Origin of the sequence: Sphingobacterium sp. UBA7249, from assembly GCF_002472835.1 — a bacterium.
Lineage (GTDB): Bacteria > Bacteroidota > Bacteroidia > Sphingobacteriales > Sphingobacteriaceae > Sphingobacterium > Sphingobacterium prati.
The window spans coordinates 38984-55011 of record NZ_DKST01000015.1 but is presented as its reverse complement, the minus strand read 5'-3'; the positions used below and the strand labels follow the sequence as shown (position 1 = coordinate 55011).

General features: G+C 38.3%; 17 protein-coding genes and 1 tRNA gene. 6 read left to right on the top strand and 12 right to left on the bottom strand.

Features of this window, described 5'->3' with window-relative positions; translation table 11 throughout:
- Positions 1 to 31 precede the first annotated feature (31 nt).
- From B4A24_RS10915 to B4A24_RS10880, 8 genes are all read right to left on the bottom strand, one after another.
- Entirely contained in the window at positions 32 to 808 is a 777-nt protein-coding gene (locus B4A24_RS10915; protein ID WP_293944883.1) for an MBL fold metallo-hydrolase, read from the bottom strand.
- Positions 805 to 1077 carry a hypothetical protein gene (locus tag B4A24_RS10910; RefSeq protein ID WP_104382585.1) on the bottom strand — a complete coding sequence of 91 codons (273 nt, stop codon included), beginning with the start codon at positions 1075 to 1077 and terminating at the stop codon, positions 805 to 807. The genes B4A24_RS10915 and B4A24_RS10910 overlap by 4 nt, the downstream gene beginning before the upstream one ends.
- Positions 1078 to 1232: 155 nt before the next feature.
- On the bottom strand, positions 1233 to 2360 hold the full coding sequence (locus tag B4A24_RS10905) for a glycosyltransferase family 4 protein (protein ID WP_293944880.1): 1128 nt from the start codon (positions 2358 to 2360) through the stop codon (positions 1233 to 1235).
- A gap of 6 nt (positions 2361 to 2366) precedes the next feature.
- Positions 2367 to 3317 carry a glycosyltransferase family 2 protein gene (locus B4A24_RS10900; protein WP_293945652.1) on the bottom strand — a complete coding sequence of 317 codons (951 nt, stop codon included), beginning with the start codon at positions 3315 to 3317 and terminating at the stop codon, positions 2367 to 2369.
- A gap of 99 nt (positions 3318 to 3416) precedes the next feature.
- Positions 3417 to 4019 carry a DUF4199 domain-containing protein gene (locus B4A24_RS10895; RefSeq protein ID WP_293944879.1) on the bottom strand — a complete coding sequence of 201 codons (603 nt, stop codon included), beginning with the start codon at positions 4017 to 4019 and terminating at the stop codon, positions 3417 to 3419.
- A gap of 2 nt (positions 4020 to 4021) precedes the next feature.
- Positions 4022 to 4696, bottom strand: a complete 675-nt coding sequence (locus tag B4A24_RS10890; RefSeq protein WP_293944877.1) for a hypothetical protein — start codon at positions 4694 to 4696, stop codon at positions 4022 to 4024.
- A gap of 3 nt (positions 4697 to 4699) precedes the next feature.
- A complete protein-coding gene (locus tag B4A24_RS10885) occupies positions 4700 to 5968 on the bottom strand; it encodes a dihydroorotase (protein ID WP_293944875.1) in 1269 nt (422 codons plus the stop codon).
- Between the two features lie 215 nt (positions 5969 to 6183).
- The gene (locus tag B4A24_RS10880) at positions 6184 to 6753 is read right to left on the bottom strand and encodes a UbiX family flavin prenyltransferase (protein WP_293944874.1); all 570 of its coding nucleotides are present in this window, start codon (positions 6751 to 6753) and stop codon (positions 6184 to 6186) included.
- 346 nt (positions 6754 to 7099) lie between these two features.
- On the opposite strand from B4A24_RS10880, the gene B4A24_RS10875 reads away from it, so the two are divergent.
- On the top strand, positions 7100 to 7750 hold the full coding sequence (locus B4A24_RS10875) for an ankyrin repeat domain-containing protein (RefSeq protein WP_293944873.1): 651 nt from the start codon (positions 7100 to 7102) through the stop codon (positions 7748 to 7750).
- Here the strand turns inward: B4A24_RS10875 and B4A24_RS10870 are convergent.
- Together B4A24_RS10870 and ribD are read right to left on the bottom strand one after the other, a co-directional pair.
- Positions 7747 to 9024, bottom strand: coding sequence for a DUF2851 family protein (locus tag B4A24_RS10870; RefSeq protein ID WP_293944871.1), 1278 nt, complete (start codon positions 9022 to 9024; stop codon positions 7747 to 7749). The two genes, B4A24_RS10875 and B4A24_RS10870, sit on opposite strands and share 4 nt — an antisense overlap.
- Positions 9025 to 9100: 76 nt before the next feature.
- Positions 9101 to 10144 (bottom strand): bifunctional diaminohydroxyphosphoribosylaminopyrimidine deaminase/5-amino-6-(5-phosphoribosylamino)uracil reductase RibD, encoded by a 1044-nt coding sequence (gene ribD / locus B4A24_RS10865; RefSeq protein ID WP_293944869.1) that lies wholly within the window; start codon positions 10142 to 10144, stop codon positions 9101 to 9103.
- A gap of 33 nt (positions 10145 to 10177) precedes the next feature.
- Here ribD and prmC point away from each other — a divergent pair, with 33 nt between their 5' ends.
- From prmC to B4A24_RS10840, 5 genes are all read left to right on the top strand, one after another.
- On the top strand, positions 10178 to 11038 hold the full coding sequence (prmC, locus tag B4A24_RS10860) for a peptide chain release factor N(5)-glutamine methyltransferase (RefSeq protein ID WP_293944866.1): 861 nt from the start codon (positions 10178 to 10180) through the stop codon (positions 11036 to 11038).
- A 118-nt stretch (positions 11039 to 11156) separates the two neighbouring features.
- Positions 11157 to 11229: transfer RNA gene (locus B4A24_RS10855), tRNA-Lys, on the top strand.
- A 263-nt stretch (positions 11230 to 11492) separates the two neighbouring features.
- Complete coding sequence (locus B4A24_RS10850; protein WP_293944863.1) at positions 11493 to 12554, top strand: LacI family DNA-binding transcriptional regulator; 1062 nt, start codon at positions 11493 to 11495, stop codon at positions 12552 to 12554.
- Positions 12555 to 12640: 86 nt separating this feature from the next.
- Complete coding sequence (locus B4A24_RS10845) at positions 12641 to 13951, top strand: Gfo/Idh/MocA family protein (protein WP_293944861.1); 1311 nt, start codon at positions 12641 to 12643, stop codon at positions 13949 to 13951.
- Positions 13952 to 13964: 13 nt separating this feature from the next.
- Positions 13965 to 14717 (top strand): 3-keto-disaccharide hydrolase, encoded by a 753-nt coding sequence (locus B4A24_RS10840; protein WP_293944859.1) that lies wholly within the window; start codon positions 13965 to 13967, stop codon positions 14715 to 14717.
- An 84-nt stretch (positions 14718 to 14801) separates the two neighbouring features.
- On the opposite strand, the gene B4A24_RS10835 is transcribed toward B4A24_RS10840, so the two are convergent.
- Both B4A24_RS10835 and B4A24_RS10830 read right to left on the bottom strand, forming a co-directional pair.
- Positions 14802 to 15647: a hypothetical protein gene (locus tag B4A24_RS10835; RefSeq protein WP_293944857.1), complete on the bottom strand. Its 846-nt coding sequence runs from the start codon at positions 15645 to 15647 to the stop codon at positions 14802 to 14804.
- The gene (locus tag B4A24_RS10830) at positions 15644 to 16027 is read right to left on the bottom strand and encodes a GntR family transcriptional regulator (RefSeq protein ID WP_293944856.1); all 384 of its coding nucleotides are present in this window, start codon (positions 16025 to 16027) and stop codon (positions 15644 to 15646) included. The genes B4A24_RS10835 and B4A24_RS10830 overlap by 4 nt, the downstream gene beginning before the upstream one ends.
- Between the last annotated feature and the right edge of the window lies 1 nt (position 16028).

Here is a 16028-nt window from a genome sequence, read left to right as displayed (position 1 = left end):
ATAACAACAAGAAATGATGTATGGTTTTATATTAAATGGATTCGTCTAGATTTATTTGTAAACCATCATAAGCTAAATACATGTTGGCAGGAAGTTCTTCCGACACCTCGGCATGTAAACCCATCCGATGCCCAATATGTGTAAAATAGGTCTTATCAGCGTTCATATCCTCTGCAAATGCTATCGCCTCCCGCAGGGTTAAATGGGAAATATGAGATTCCTTTTGCAGTGCATTGACGACTAGAATTTTTACACCTTTTAGTAGCTTCCTAGATTCTTCGGAGATAAATTTCGCATCGGTAATGTAGGCAAAATCATCTATCCTAAATCCAAGCACAGGCATTTTATAATGCAATACTTCGATAGGCATAATCTCTTTTCCAAATAGAAATAGTGGCTCCCCCGCTTTTATTTCTTCTAAGTCCAATCGCGGGGCTCCGGGATATTTAATTTCAGTAAAGGCGTAGTAAAACTCACGTTTTAGGGCTTCATGAAGCGCTTCCGTCCCATAAATAGCGATGGAAGAATGCTGCTGATAGTTAAACGCCCGTACATCATCCAGCCCAGCTATATGATCTTTGTGCGCGTGTGTCATCAAAACGGCATCCAGATGCATTACTCTTTCGCGCAACATCTGATAGCGAAAATCAGGACCGGTATCGACCACAAGCGTATGATCATTATATTCAATAAGAATAGAAGAACGTAGTCGCTTATCATGTTTGTCTTGAGATTGACAGACTTGACATTGGCACGCAATAACGGGCACCCCTTGTGATGTTCCGGTTCCTAAAAATGTTATTCTCAAACTATTGTCTTTGATTTCAATACCTCTTCATAAATCGGAAAAAGCTTTTCAGAAATAACCTCCGAATCAATTTCCACCTCCAATAAAATATTCCATAAGGACTGAATTTTTATCTCCAGATTGGAAAACTTATTCACGACAACAACCTTTGTCGCCTGCAACATGCAGGCCCCGGTGCGGAATGAACCTTTTTCATACCTTACTTTAAAGCCCTGCTCTTTAAAAAACTCCTCTATCTTTGTTAAACTACTCTGTGTAAACGGCAACAAAATCTCTCCTTCTTTTTAGTTTTTTTCTCAGTATTCCAAACTTAGATAAATTTGCCTTTATATACAAATAAATTCACTTACACACATTTTTCAGGTGTTTAAAATACAATTTCAAAAACCGCTATAGCACGGGATATTTTTGTTATTTCCAGGTATCAATCAACCAACTTAAGAATCTCATTTCCAAAGGTATCCCAACTGAATTTTTTCTTTTCGTCTATAATATTTGTTCTGAATTGTGCTTCCTTATCATGATGATAGAAGGAAACTATACCATTGACTATACTCTGCACATTTGGTTCTACCACATAACCTACGCTGCCGTCCTGTACCAGTTCGGGTAAGCCACCGACATTACTTACAATCATCGGTAAATCGAAGTGATAAGCAACTTGTGTAATGCCACTTTGTGTGGCGGTTCGGTATGGCAACACAACACAGTCAGCAGCTGAAAAATACCAGCCAACCTCATGATTGGGAATAAAATCAGTACGCATATAGATCCTATCTTCCAAATGGTATTTTTTGATAAGCGCCAGATATGGTGCTGGGTCTCCGTAAAACTCTCCGGCTAATAGCAATTTGATATTTAATTTCTGAACCTGTATGTCCGCTAAAGCTTCCAATAGCATATCCAACCCCTTATATTGTCGAATAAACCCAAAAAACAAAATAACGCGATCTTGCCGATCGATATTGAGCAACTTACGCGACTCAACCTTACTCAAATGGAGTCCATAATTATCGTAAAGAGGATGAGGTGTGTAGACAGCAGGCATACGTGGGCTCAACATCTTTAAATCAGCCAATACGCTTTTGCTCATAGTGACACAGGCATCCACAGATTTTAAAAAATAACGGATTAGCAATTTGTCGCCGAACCGCTGTTCGTGCGGAATGATGTTATCTGCTATGCAGACAATTTTTGTGTGTTTATTTTTTCGTACTTGGCGTTGAATAGTACCTAGGCAAGGACCAAAAAAAGGCATCCAAAAACGAACGATGAGTAGATCGTATTTTGCTTTTCTGAGTTCCCTTCCGATGCTAAACCAATTCAAGGGGTTGATTGAATTAACTTTAGTCTTGATATTCAGACCTACCGGGGGAGATTCATCCGAGTATTGGGATTTGCCAGGAAACAAAAAATTGGGATACTGTAAAGAAAAAGAATAAATATCCACCTCATGCCCCAACGTTTGAAAGTGGGATGCTAATCGTTCGTTGAAAGAAGCAATCCCTCCTCCTCTTAAAGGGTATGCAGACCCTAGGATCACGATACGCATGGTGAATTAAATAACTTTTTCAATTTGATAATCATTCCGATCCGAACTACTTCTTGAAACCAGCTCAGCCAAAAAACCTGTCAAAAACAATTGAGTCCCCAAAATAATTGCAGTCAGTGCAAAGAAAAATAGTGGCTGATCAGTTATATCCCTAAATGGCGTACCGCTAGCTATACTCATTAGTTTGTGGCAAATCATATAAATTGAGATAAATAAACCTGCTAGGAAGCTTACAACCCCCATTACACCGAAAAAATGCATTGGACGTTTAGCGAATTTTCCAACAAAAAATATAGACAAGAGATCCAAAAATCCTTTAACAAAGCGCCCAGGGCCAAATTTCGTCGTACCGTATTTACGTGGATAATGTTGAACAATTTGTTCTTGAATATTCGTAAATCCAGCCCATTTTGCGATAACAGGAATATAACGATGCATTTCACCGTATACTTCTATATTTTTAATTACTTCTTTTTTGTATGCTTTGAGACCGCAATTAAAATCATGCAGATTATGAATACCCGACATTGATCGCGTTACACCATTAAATAATTTAGTTGGAATCGTCTTTGTCAATGGATCATAACGCTTTTGTTTCCAGCCCGAGACCAGATCAGCGCCTTTATTCATAATTCGGTCGTATAACTCTGGAATCTCGTCTGGGCTATCCTGCAAATCCGCATCCATAGTAATGACCACATCTCCTTGAGCTGCTGCAAATCCGACATTTAAAGCAGCAGATTTACCATAGTTACGTCTGAATTTAATGGCTGAAATATTGCCATTTTGCGCTTTCAATTCTTCAATGATTTTCCAGGAATTATCCTTACTCCCATCATCTACCAAAATAATTTCGTAGGAAAAGTGATTGGCTGCCATGACACGGTCAATCCAGGCTGTCAATTCGGGTAAAGATTCTTCTTCATTAAATAATGGAACAACAACAGAAATATCCATGTGAATGTTAATCATGCTAAAAGTGTACTATATTAATACAAACAAAGGTATTACTTTTCTCAGCAATACCTTGTGCGCTATATTTTATTTTATAAAAAACTAGGTCGTACTTTGATTAAATGTCAATTTTTCTCTTTTTGAGAGCGCAGACAATAGCAAAGCAAACACGAATTGAAATAACAACGTAATGGCCAAGCCCTTAAAGATCTGACCCAAGGTTATTTTTCCGATCGCGTCAACCTGTTTTTCCAATTCGGCAATTTTCGAATCAATGACTTCGTCCGGCACATTATTTTTTTCCATGTACTCAATGGTCACATTAATTGTATGTTTCACCACCTGCTCCTGCAAGGAAGGATTGACAAAATTAACATAAACCTGTGTTCCGATCGTTGAAATAATCGTCGAAATAGCCAACATCATAAAAATGGATTTAAGTGCAATGGAAAAACTCCAGTAACCTCCATTTGCCTTTCTAAGAGAAAAAGAAAACAACGCGGATATAATAACAAATATACCGGTATTAACAACAAATGACATAGACATAACTCCCCAGAAGGAATTCAGGTCTTTAACGACGAATAAAACGATCAAACCGAGAATGAAAGAGATCACACCTAAAACGATGCCATAGATAATACTCTTTTTCTTATTAAATACCGCATCGAATCCGGCACTACTGGGGTTAATTGAATCCGTCATAATTAATTATTATAATAAGTGCTAAGTACTTTATAAAGCGCCAAATCAAAAGCTTTATTGTTTGATGCCGCAACGTAGTCCTCAAATTGTTGATCGCTTGGTTGCAATTCACCGAAGAAACTCATTACTGGATAAAAAAGCTCATATACTTCGCTTCTAGGGTTGACTCCTTTAGCCACTTTGGCTATTTCAGCATAAGGGCTATCAACTAAAATCTGATTAGCGATAATATCTTCGTAGATTTCATGTTCATCTTGAAATTCATCTTCATCGACTAATAAAAACTCTTTTAGAAAATCATCTAATTCCGGCTCTATCTCGTCATCTTTACATTCACCTAAATATAGAAAAATATTCAATAATTCAGTTCCACGATCTATTGTCTCATCTTCAATAGCTTCCCATTCTTCCGAATCTAGGTAGTCATCCTCAAGCTTGAGCACGTCGTTAGAAAAGAAATTCATCAATAGTAAGTCAACATAGACTTCACGAAGTTCATCAAACAACGGATAATCGTCAAAAGACTGATCCAGAAGTTCCAATTTCTCCAGATAGGTAGCTTCAGTATTGAATACTTGAATGATTTTCGTCAGAAATTCTGGGGCCGTTTCAATCCCGTCAACTTTTCCATAATTTAAAATACCTGCTTCAACAGCAGCTTTTATGTTTGCTTCCATGGTTTAATCGTTTTTAATGATTTGATTATTATTGATGACCAATTCGACAGCCCCCTTTAATGTCTGTCCGAATAACGGGGAATTTTTTGATTTGGATTTGTTTGTCTTTTCATTGAAAGTCCAGGATTTCGCAGGGTCAAACAACACAAGGTTCGCCATAGCCCCTGCTTTAATTTGCGGGATAGCCATCCCAAGAATTTGTCTTGGCCTAACAGCTAGGCTGTGTACAATTTGCTCTTCGTTTAATCCAGCACGAATTAGTAAAGGTAATACTGTTTGTAACCCTATAATACCATTTTTTGCAATATGAAATTCCACATTTTTAAATTCTATTTCCTGTGGCGTGTGCTGTGATACCACAGCATCTATTACACCATCCTTAACGCCTTTTATCAGCGCTTTTGCATCGGCTTTGGTTCTTAATGGCGGGCTCACTTTATAGTTACTGTCAAAACCTATGATATCCTCATCTGTAAATACCAATTGATGTGCTGCCACGTCACAAGTAACCCGAAGGCCTTTAGCTTTCGCTTTTTTAATTAGATCTACGGCTTCAGGCGTACTGATTGACGCAAAATGGATCGGGGCTTCCGTATATTCCGCGAGATATAGATCACGGGAAACCATCAAAGATTCTGCAAGATTAGGAATTCCTTTCATTCCTAAATAAGTGCTCATCGTACCCTCATTCATTTTATTGCCACCCGCCATGGATTCATCTTCGGCATGCGAAAAAATCAGTCCTTCAAATCCTTTTGCATACAACAAAGCTCTACTCATTAGTCCAGCTTGTTGCACGCTCCTATTTCCATCACTGAAAGCAACAGCACCATTCTGTTTCATATCATAGAGTTCAGCCATTTCCTTACCTTCCCGCTTCTTACTGATTGCGCCAATGGGATGTATATCGACAATATTTCCCTTTGCGGCATTGACCACGAGTGCCACTTCGGACCGGCTTTGAATAGCAGGTTCGGTATTGGGCATTACGGCCACGGCCGTGAAACCACCAGCAGCGGCAGCAGCCGTTCCCGTCCGGATATCTTCTTTGGTCTCTAAACCCGGTTCCCCAAAATTGGCATGTAAATCGAAAAATCCAGGCGATAAAATCTTACCTGTTCCATCGATGGTCTCTACGTTTTTATCAGCTACTTTGATGGTTTTGCCAATCTGTATAATCTTCCCTTTTTCGATAAATACATCAACAGTCTGCTGATGATATTCGTTACCCGGTAAAATTACTTTAACAGAAGTAATCAATAAGCTTTTCATATATGAATGTGATTGAAATTAATAGGATACAAATCGTCTATTGAAGCATGTAGCGTGTTCTCTAGCAACAAACAAAAAACGAATTTATCACTATATATTGTATAGCTATAAACAGATTTTTCGCGTGATGCTTTTGATTGCTTCATTTCGAGAAACAAAGTTACAAAATACAATTTTATTATAGAACACTAAAAATTGATTTTAGTGAACATTCATTAGGAATTTTCTCCCCATTGATAATGTTTAAAATCAAATCCAGCTAAGCTCAAAATCCGATCAACCACAGTCTCAGCCAACTCCTCCAAAGTTTTTGGCAAGCTATAGAAAGATGGAGAAGCAGGACAAATGATTCCACCTGCCTCGGTAACGAGTTTCATATTCTGAATGTGAATAATACTTAATGGTGTCTCACGTGTAACTAAAATAAGTTTTCGTCTTTCCTTTAACATAACATCCGCTGCACGGGTAGTAAGATCTGAAGACGTTCCATAGGCTATTCTTGATAAGGTCCCCATAGAACAAGGACATACAATCATCGTGTCAAAGCGCGCCGAACCCGATGCAAAAGGAGCGAAAAAGTCATTTTTATCGTAGAATTGAAAAGGTGCATCTTGATAGCTCTCATCGCCCAATTCCGCCCGCCATACATCCTTGGCATTATTTGACATTACGATGCCGACTTCTGCAATCTGAGATTTTAGAGAATTCAATTTTTCTAACAACAACTTGGCATATATAGAGCCGCTTGCCCCCGTAATAGCAACAACAATTTTTCTCTTTGACATTTCTTTTAAATATAAAACAAAGCTATAAAAAAAGGGTCGAAGTGAGAAACACTCGACCCTACATCTACCTATGAAAAACATGCCCTTGGGAGGGGCTTAACAAAAGTACATCTACTTTTTAATTTTCAAAAATATTATATGAATTACTACACATTTGTGTATATAAATTTTCCAAAAATGCCTTTTTCAGCCCGGTTCACATCCAAAATATTGTCCAATATTATACCCCAAGACATTTTTCAGGATGTTATGTCAATCTGATTTAGCAAATAAATTCGCTATTCAAACCGTTATTTTCATTAATAAAACCTATTTTAGTGGGAGTGTTACGCAATTACGTTTGAAAATGAACCTTTCTGTTTTAGAACAATATATTGAAGAAGGCAAAAGTCACGACATCGACCTCCTATTGATTGGAAACCCTGAATTATTACAAGAGACAACCAGTCATGGGATTTCTCCGTTATTATTGGCATGTTATTATAACAAACCTCAAATTATCCGAATACTCCTTCAACACAGCAAAACGATGACCATCCATGAGGCATGTGCAGCAGGATTAACCTCATATGTGGAGGCAATTATTCAGCAAGCTCCATCGGTTGTCAACGAATGGTCTTCACACGGTTTTACACCTTTGTTGTTAGCAACGTATTTTAACAAAGCGGACATTGTGCGTCTTTTGTTATCCAAAAAAGTAAATCCCAATATTGCCAGTAGAAACGAACAACTCTGCTACCCACTACATATCGCTGCCTCAAATAATAATGAAGAAATCGGCAAAATGCTCATTGAAGCCGATGCCGATGTAAATGCTATTCAGGCAACCGGTGAAACCGCATTGCATTTTGCTGCCCAACATGGAAATATTGACTTTATTGTGGCCCTACTTGAATTTGGCGCCGACACAAAAATTTTCAACCTCGCCGGATTAAGTCCGGCAGACTTGGCTATGGAGAAAGGATATAAAGAAATTGCCGAAATACTAGCAAACTAATCACCTCGCAAAATTTCGGCTCCAATCCGACAATGCAGACATTGTCTCTTGTCGCAATACATTTTCTTCAATTGTAATATTGCTTGGCTTTGAGAGGCGTTTTGAGCATGCCAATCCAATTCACCAAACTTTTTAATGATTGCATTTTTCTCAACAGGAAGCATTTCCAAAAAATGAACGGCTTTGTCTATATATTTCACTATCCCATAATATTTTCCATAAGCAAAGAGAAATAGCACCACAACATTAACAATGAGAATATCAATGGTATCTTTTCCAATTTTTCCAGAATGCTCAATAGTAGCCTTTCCTCCTATTGAAAAACGAGATTTCCAATAATCATTTAGTTGATCAAGACGAAACAATGAATGTGCATCTGCTAGATTTTCCAGATCCAAAATCTTTGAAAGACTTAGGGACTTCTCCTTAAATAGGGCTGTCAACTGTGCAATGCGGAGTTCAGGAAAACTATATGGCCTCAATCTCAGTTTTTTCCATTCACCATTCACCACTGCAATTCCATGAACACGTTGCTGGTAATTAAACTCATTATACAACAATTTCGTATAATCATCCTGCTTGTCACAGGTTAAGAAACCAGCAATTCCAAAAAAAATAGCTTCAACCTTCAACGGTTCTGAACGATATTTCTGCAATAAAGATAGTGGTAGTTTTTCTCCGAGTTCATGAAATGTCTCTGCGTTCACCTTCAATCCCATGCACCTACACATCCAGATCCAGAATACCTTTTCCCAATCGTTTTCATTATCATCCAGCAATTTAAAGATGGTCTGAACTTTCATTTCCAACCGTTCATAAGATAATATATCCAACCACATTGTTTTTTTTAATGAATCAATTGAACTTAGCTGGGCCTGACAAGGAATCCAGTTTGTCGTGTTCATCATCATTGAATACTTATTGAGTAAATGCTGATTTACAAATGCTGAAAGTACTAGGGTTGGAATAACACTTCCATCACTCCTGTGTATGATCTTATCATTTATCCAGACAATATGTAGTATGACATTGTTATAAGCAGTATCTTCCTGATGTCGATGTCTATCCCAGTCGGACGAACGAAGATGGAGTTCGATATTCCCATACCATTCTTTGTCCCCGAGTATTATACGAGATATCAAAAAATCTGGTCCTGCATCCCTGTTATGCTGACCAACGTTTATCACGATCAACGGCTCCCCATCGCTCGATTGTAGTCCTTTGGTATTGAATAGCCGTAGTTTCCAGATAAACTGCATTAAGTTTTCTGTCATCACCATAATTGTATACTAAGAAATTAAGCTAACCGGCTATGATTTATAATTTCCTAAATATACAATTTTATCTGAACTATTTCACATAAACCATCAGCAAATCACTGGAAATCATCCGTTTTTCCAAAATGCGTCCATTCAACTTTGGAGCGGAAACACCGCTATGCAATTCCTTCTCCGATTGAAACACGCGTGCTTCATCCCAAAGACCAGCATCAATAAATGTTTGTAAAGTCTTTGCTCCCCCTTCAATGATAATGGACTGTACATCCATCAGGTACAATTGATAAAGGATACTTTGCGGTAAATACAGGCCATAATTTTCAAGTTCAATATATTTAATATGCCCTTGCCAATCTGTTATTTTTGCGTTAAAAACGATCGTTTCAGCAGTTTCATCAAAAATTTTTGCCTCCGGAGAGATGACTAAATCTCGGTCTATCAACACACGGGTTGGATTTTTACCTTTCCAATGTCGTACTGTCAAATTAGGGTTATCAATTCGCGCGGTATTCGTACCTACTAAAATGGCATCCTCCTCTGCTCGCCAACGATGAGTCAGTTGCTGGCTAGCAGCATTACTAATCCACACTTGCTTATCCTCTTGACCTATAAATCCATCTTTAGATTGCGCCCATTTTAAAATAACATACGGGCGATGTTGACTAATTCGCGTAAAAAAACGACGGTTGAGCCAGATAGCTTCTTTTTCCAAGAGTCCAATTTCAACTTCAATACCGGCGGCCCTTAGTATTTCAACGCCTTTACCATTAACTTTAGCATAAGGATCCAAGCAAGCTATAAAAACTTTTTTCGGTTTTAAACCGGCGATCAAATTTGCACAAGGAGGTGTTTTACCATAATGTGCGCAAGGTTCAAGACTTACATAAAATGTACTTGCAGCCAATAAATCCTGTGCCCCCTTACCGTACCTATCCAACACCGAATTTATAGCATTAACTTCAGCATGGGGACCTCCGTATGGAGAAGTATATCCCTCGCCAATAATTTGGTCATCAAGAACGATAACTGCACCCACCATGGGGTTTGGGCTTACAGATCCTGCGCCTAACAGAGCGAGATCCAAACAACGTTGCATATATTGTCTGTGCATATTCATAACGCAAATCTATGAAAATCGTACCTTTGGTGGATGAGAATACTTCAAGATTTCGAATTATCATTTCAACATGAATTAAAAGCAGTCTACGACAGCAATGAAATAAAATCCATATTTCTACTTGTTGTTGAAGAGTTATTCGGTATAAAAAGAATAACATATCAATTAAAAAAAGGCAATATAGTATCGGAAATAGATACTGTTCGCTTGCAAGAAATTCTTCGGGATCTAAAAAAAAACAGACCCATTCAGTATATTTTAAATAAGGCAGATTTTTATGGGGAATTTTTCGAAGTCAACGAATCGGTTCTGATACCGAGACCAGAGACAGAGGAACTTGTTGACTTAATTATAAAAACACATGCTAACCCGCCTAATCTAAAGGTGATTGATATTGGAACTGGTTCTGGCTGCATCCCTATTATTCTGTCAAAACACCTTAATCAGGCACAGGTGACTACGGTAGATATTTCTAAGGATGCTATCAATACTGCGAAAAAAAATGCACAGCGACTAGGGCAACTTGTTCATTTCATCAATGCGGATATTTTGGAATGGGAATATATTTTTTCAGACCAACAATACGATATTATCGTTTCCAATCCTCCGTATATCACACCACATGAAAAACAGCACATGCAGCAAAATGTGCTGACTTATGAACCCGAGATCGCATTATTCATTGAGGATAGTGCACCTTTGATCTTTTATGATGTTATTTCGTCATTTGCATTAAAACATTTAGTTCCGAACGGAGCTCTCTATTTTGAAATTAATCAATATCTAGGGCCCGAAACAAAGGATCTTATCGAAAAAAAAGGCTTTCAGCATGTCGAGCTCATTAAGGATATCAATGGCGCCAACCGGATAATTCGCGCAAAGAAGAGTGGTTAACAAAAAATAATCTTTTTATTTATTAGACAGTTAACCTTGATTTAGCAAATTTTAGAATCAATTATTTGGAGCATATTGAAAGAAATTCTACCTTTGCATCACTTTCAAAATCGGAAAGGATTCCGTAGCTCAGCTGGTAGAGCAATACACTTTTAATGTATGGGTCCTGGGTTCGAATCCCAGCGGGATCACAAATAAAAGCTAATCGCAAGATTAGCTTTTTTTGTTTATGCTTTACCCTACTCTCTTCTGCTATATCAACTACCTAAAATAAAGCTTTTAGCCGGAACTACCATTGGATTTTGCAATCTCCATTTGAAAACCTTTTTTTTATCTTATCTTTATAATTTAATAATTCATCAGCTAAATACAATTAGACCTGGTAAGCAGCATTCGTAAAAATAAATTTACTTCATTCCGTCGTGAATGAATAAAACATGTATGGTTATAAGAAATGGAGAGGAAAGAGAACATGAAAAGAGTCACCTTAAAAGAGATCGGAAAACAATTAAACCTTTCACCGGGAACAATTTCCAAGGCGCTTAACGATAGTCATGAAATCAGTGCGGAAACAAAAAAAATGATTCGAGCTTACACACAAAAAATCAACTATATACCAAACTTTTCTGCCAAAAGCCTAAAAACAGGGCGTTCAAACACACTCGCCATTATCGTTCCCTTTATCTCTAGTTCATTCTTCTTTGATTTCTATGAAGAAATCTCACATATTCTGTCTCAAACAAATTATCAATTAATCTTGTTGCAGACGTTCAATGATGAAAAAAAAGAAAAAGAAGCGCTAGAACTCTGTGTACAAAGTAATATTGACGGCATAATCATTTCACCAGTAAAAAATGACTCTAGTTTATCCCTTTTGATGTATATTATGGATCAAATATGTCCAATCATCATCTTTGATCGAATAAACCATAAACTTAATACCTTTAAAATTGGAATACAAAACAACAAAGTGATTTATCAAGCGACAGAGGATATGATAAAAAACGGCCGTAAAAACATCATTCTACTACTTTGCAAGGATATTGGAGGAAATGCCAGCAGAATTAAAGGCTACAAAGATGCTCTTTTTAATTACTCAATCCCGTATAAGGAAGAAAATATTGTTGAAATATCTTATTCAAGCCCAAAAGATGATATCGATGAAGAACTCGAACGGAAAATAAGTGCTCTATTAAGCAATTCTCCGCACCCAGATGCACTTTTATCGACCACTGACACCTTATCTTTAAAGATCTTACATATTTTAAATAAGTTAAAAATAAAGATTCCAGAAAATATGAATTTAATCGGATTCAGCAACACACCCTTTGCGAATAGCCTGAACCCATCTTTGACAACTATTACTCAGCCTACACGTCTCATGGCAGATAAATCCGTAGAACTCCTACTTGAAATGCTAAAAAAAAGAAACAAGAAAAATTATTTTGAATTTGAGACTTATTTTCTAGATTGCCAAATAGAACATCGAAAATCGACTTCAGTATTTCTTGATTAAGCCAGGCTCTTGATAGACTTCATTCAAACGGTTTTGTGACAATTATTTAACCTTATTACAATCATTTATAAACATAGAATACGAATATGCCACTTCATTCCGATAATTATCCAGGAAACGATTCAAGAAGGTCTTTCCTGAAAAAATCCAGTATCATTGCGCTCGGAAGTTCACTACCAACTTCCTCCCTATTATCCTTTACAGATCGGTCGAAAGAACAGGTGATCAAAGTAGGATTAATAGGTTGCGGCGGCAGGGGAACCGGCGCAGCGATCCAGGCACTACAGGCTGACCCAAACGCTCAAATTACTGCAATGGCAGATATTTTTCAGGATCGTATGGATGAATCTTATGCCGCTTTGATGGAGGTCCGTCCAACACAAGTGAAAATCGACAATGGAAGCAAATTTTTGGGATTCGACGCATTTGAAAAAGTTATCAACAGCGATGTAGATGTCGTGTTGCTCACCACACCTCCAGCATTTAGGCCGCTCCATTTAAAAGCTGCTGTTCAGGCAAAAAAACATATCTTCTGTGAAAAACCAATGGCTGTCGATATCCCCGGATTACACAGCGTCCTGGAATCGGTAAAAAAAGCAAAGGAATTAAATTTATCGCTTGTCTCTGGTTTTTGCTTTCGTTATGACCTCCCTAACCGAGCCACGTTTACCAAGGTATTAGAAGGAGCAATAGGCCAAGTAAAATCAGTCAGCACATTTCGGTATGGCGGCGAGGCAACTTATATCGAACCTCGCCCAGAATGGAATAAAATGACGCAGCAAATGAGAAACTGGTTCTATTACAACTGGCTTTCAGGCGATTTTATCGTCGAGCAGGCAGTCCATAGTCTGGACATGATGTCCTGGGCCATGGGTGATGTCATGCCTATTTCTGCAATGGGCACAGGAGGCAGACAAGTCCGTGTAGACTCGAAGTATGGAAATATATATGACCATTTTGCAATCGAATTTAAATATGCAAATGGAGCGATCGGAACGCACTTCTGTCGACAGCAGGCGGGAACCACTCCAAGAAACTCAGTGAGCATGTTAGGAACCGAGGGGCTCGCTGAAGTCGTCATAGGCGGAAAGCATACCATATCAGGAAAAACAGACTGGAATTATACCGGCGCAAAAAACAATATGTACCAAACACAACATGATGAACTGTTTGCTGCCATCAGAAATAACAAACCGATCAATGATGGAGAATGGATGACCAATAGTACACTTCTCGCTATCTGGGCACGCATGACGGGTTATACGGGACAAAATTTGACATTTGACCAAGTAATGAATTCAAAAGAAAACCTTGGTCCTGAATTAGCTTCCTATAGTTGGGAACTCAACATTGATGGTCCACCAATTGCCATACCAGGAAAAACAAAATTTAGTTAAGGAGTAAAACCTGATGAAAAAACTCATTTATACTATTTTCAGCATGTTATTGCTTAACAATAGTAACCTTCTAGCACAAACCAAAACCTTATTCGATTTTGGTCAGGAAATCCAATGGGAAGATTTGATATCAAATGAGAAAAATTCAAAAACAATACATTGGATCAATGTCAATACGGATCCGGACACTTGGCTTATCAAGAAAGATCTCCTTATTTGTAAAGGAAAACCAATAGGTGTTGTACGCTCCGCAAAGCAGTACGAAAACTTTATGATTCAGGTTGAATGGAACCATCAGTATGCGGGCGGTAATTCAGGAATTTTCGTCTGGTCTGACGCCAAGCCCGACCCATCAGGTAGACTTCCCGGAGGCGTCGAAGTACAAATGCTCGAATTAGACTGGGTAAATCAAAACCTTATGGATGGAAAACAGGCACCGATCGCCTATGTACACGGCGAGCTTTTTGGCGTAGGGGGTGTCACAACAGTTCCGGACAACCCCAGAGGCACACGCAGCAAGTCCATTGAAAACAGGGCTAAGGGCAAAGGCGAATGGAACAAATACACCATCGTATGTATTGATGGCACCATTAAATTAGCGGTCAATGGAAAGTTCGTCAATGGCCTACGAAATTCAACCGTAAAAAAAGGCTACCTCTGCCTTGAATCTGAGGGATCAGAGATTCACTTCCGTAATTTCAAACTCATCAAACTGCCTCCCGGTGTCAAAAGTGACCAACAAGCTGCAGCAAGCATCACCCCATAATCGTTAATAGAAAAGGTCAACATTCCAACTGAGGGAATGTTGACCTTTTTTATCAGATACCTACAATAAAATTAGAAAATCTTGCTATTTGATCAAACCCCGTAGCGCATGCACGGGCAAATCTATTTTCGTGTCGTTTGATAGATTTCCTCGCAATGTGTTCCACTGCAAGCTATCCAGCCGAACAGAAGATACCCCTTCCGTTGTGATATCCAACACATCAACTTTGGATTTATCCCCCTTTTTATTGAAATAGATTTCCGAATTCTTTGCAAGAATATGAGCTGTCTTGTAATCAACACGCGGCAATCCCAGCATCGTATTCGTTGCATCAACGAATAAATGATTAACAGGCGCCGTATTTTTGTCATCACGGTACCCAAAATCGTCTATATGCGAATTTGTCAAAATCAAATTAAGTGTATTTATAGCGGTCTCTCCACTTAATGAAAAACTTTCAATGCTATCACCGACAATGGTAATTTCATCCAGCTTCGCCGAAAATTCATTCACACTAGCATTTTTCAATTTTAATATGTCCAGGTCCGGCGCAAAAACATAAACTGATTTGTAGTACCTATCACCGCCTTCCAAAAAATCCAGGATAAGGAAACCATCTCCATCCACCTTTGCCTTTACAAAATCAGCCTGGTTCTTATTGATCTTTACCAGAAACTTATCGCTTTTTACCAGGTACAGATTTATCCCCTTCGCATCCGCTCCGAGTAACTGAAGCTTATCAAATTTCCCGACCGGGAAGGATCGAAAATAAACATCCTTTGTGTCTGCACTTGACACTTCTTTACCCATCTCCGCATGATAAAGATTTGCATCTACCCGATTGGTTTGAACGATATAAGAGGCTACCAATGTTGGAATCACAAAAAGGATTACTGCGAGCCCTATCAATAATTTAGTACTTAATTTCATGATTCATTTTGATTAAAATTCTGTTCAACAAACTGTCTGTAACGTCGCTCCAATTCACTTAGACCAATTTCCAATAAATAGATATTCCGAAAGAAAGGCGGAAGATCCTCTTCCAAAAAAATGGTCTTCCGGTAGGATTTAACCTTTTTGACAGAATCTTCGGTCAGGAAGAAACCGATCCCGCGTTTATTTGCAATAATCTCCTTCTGCTGCAGTAGATCGTATGTCCGCATAACGGTATTTGGGTTAACCTCCAGCTGAACCGCCAATTCCCGTACGGATGGCACCTTGTCGTTCGTTTTCCAGGTCTCCATTAAAATATGATCACATACATATTCCGCAATTTGTAGATAAATCGCTTTGTTGGCATTAAATTCCATA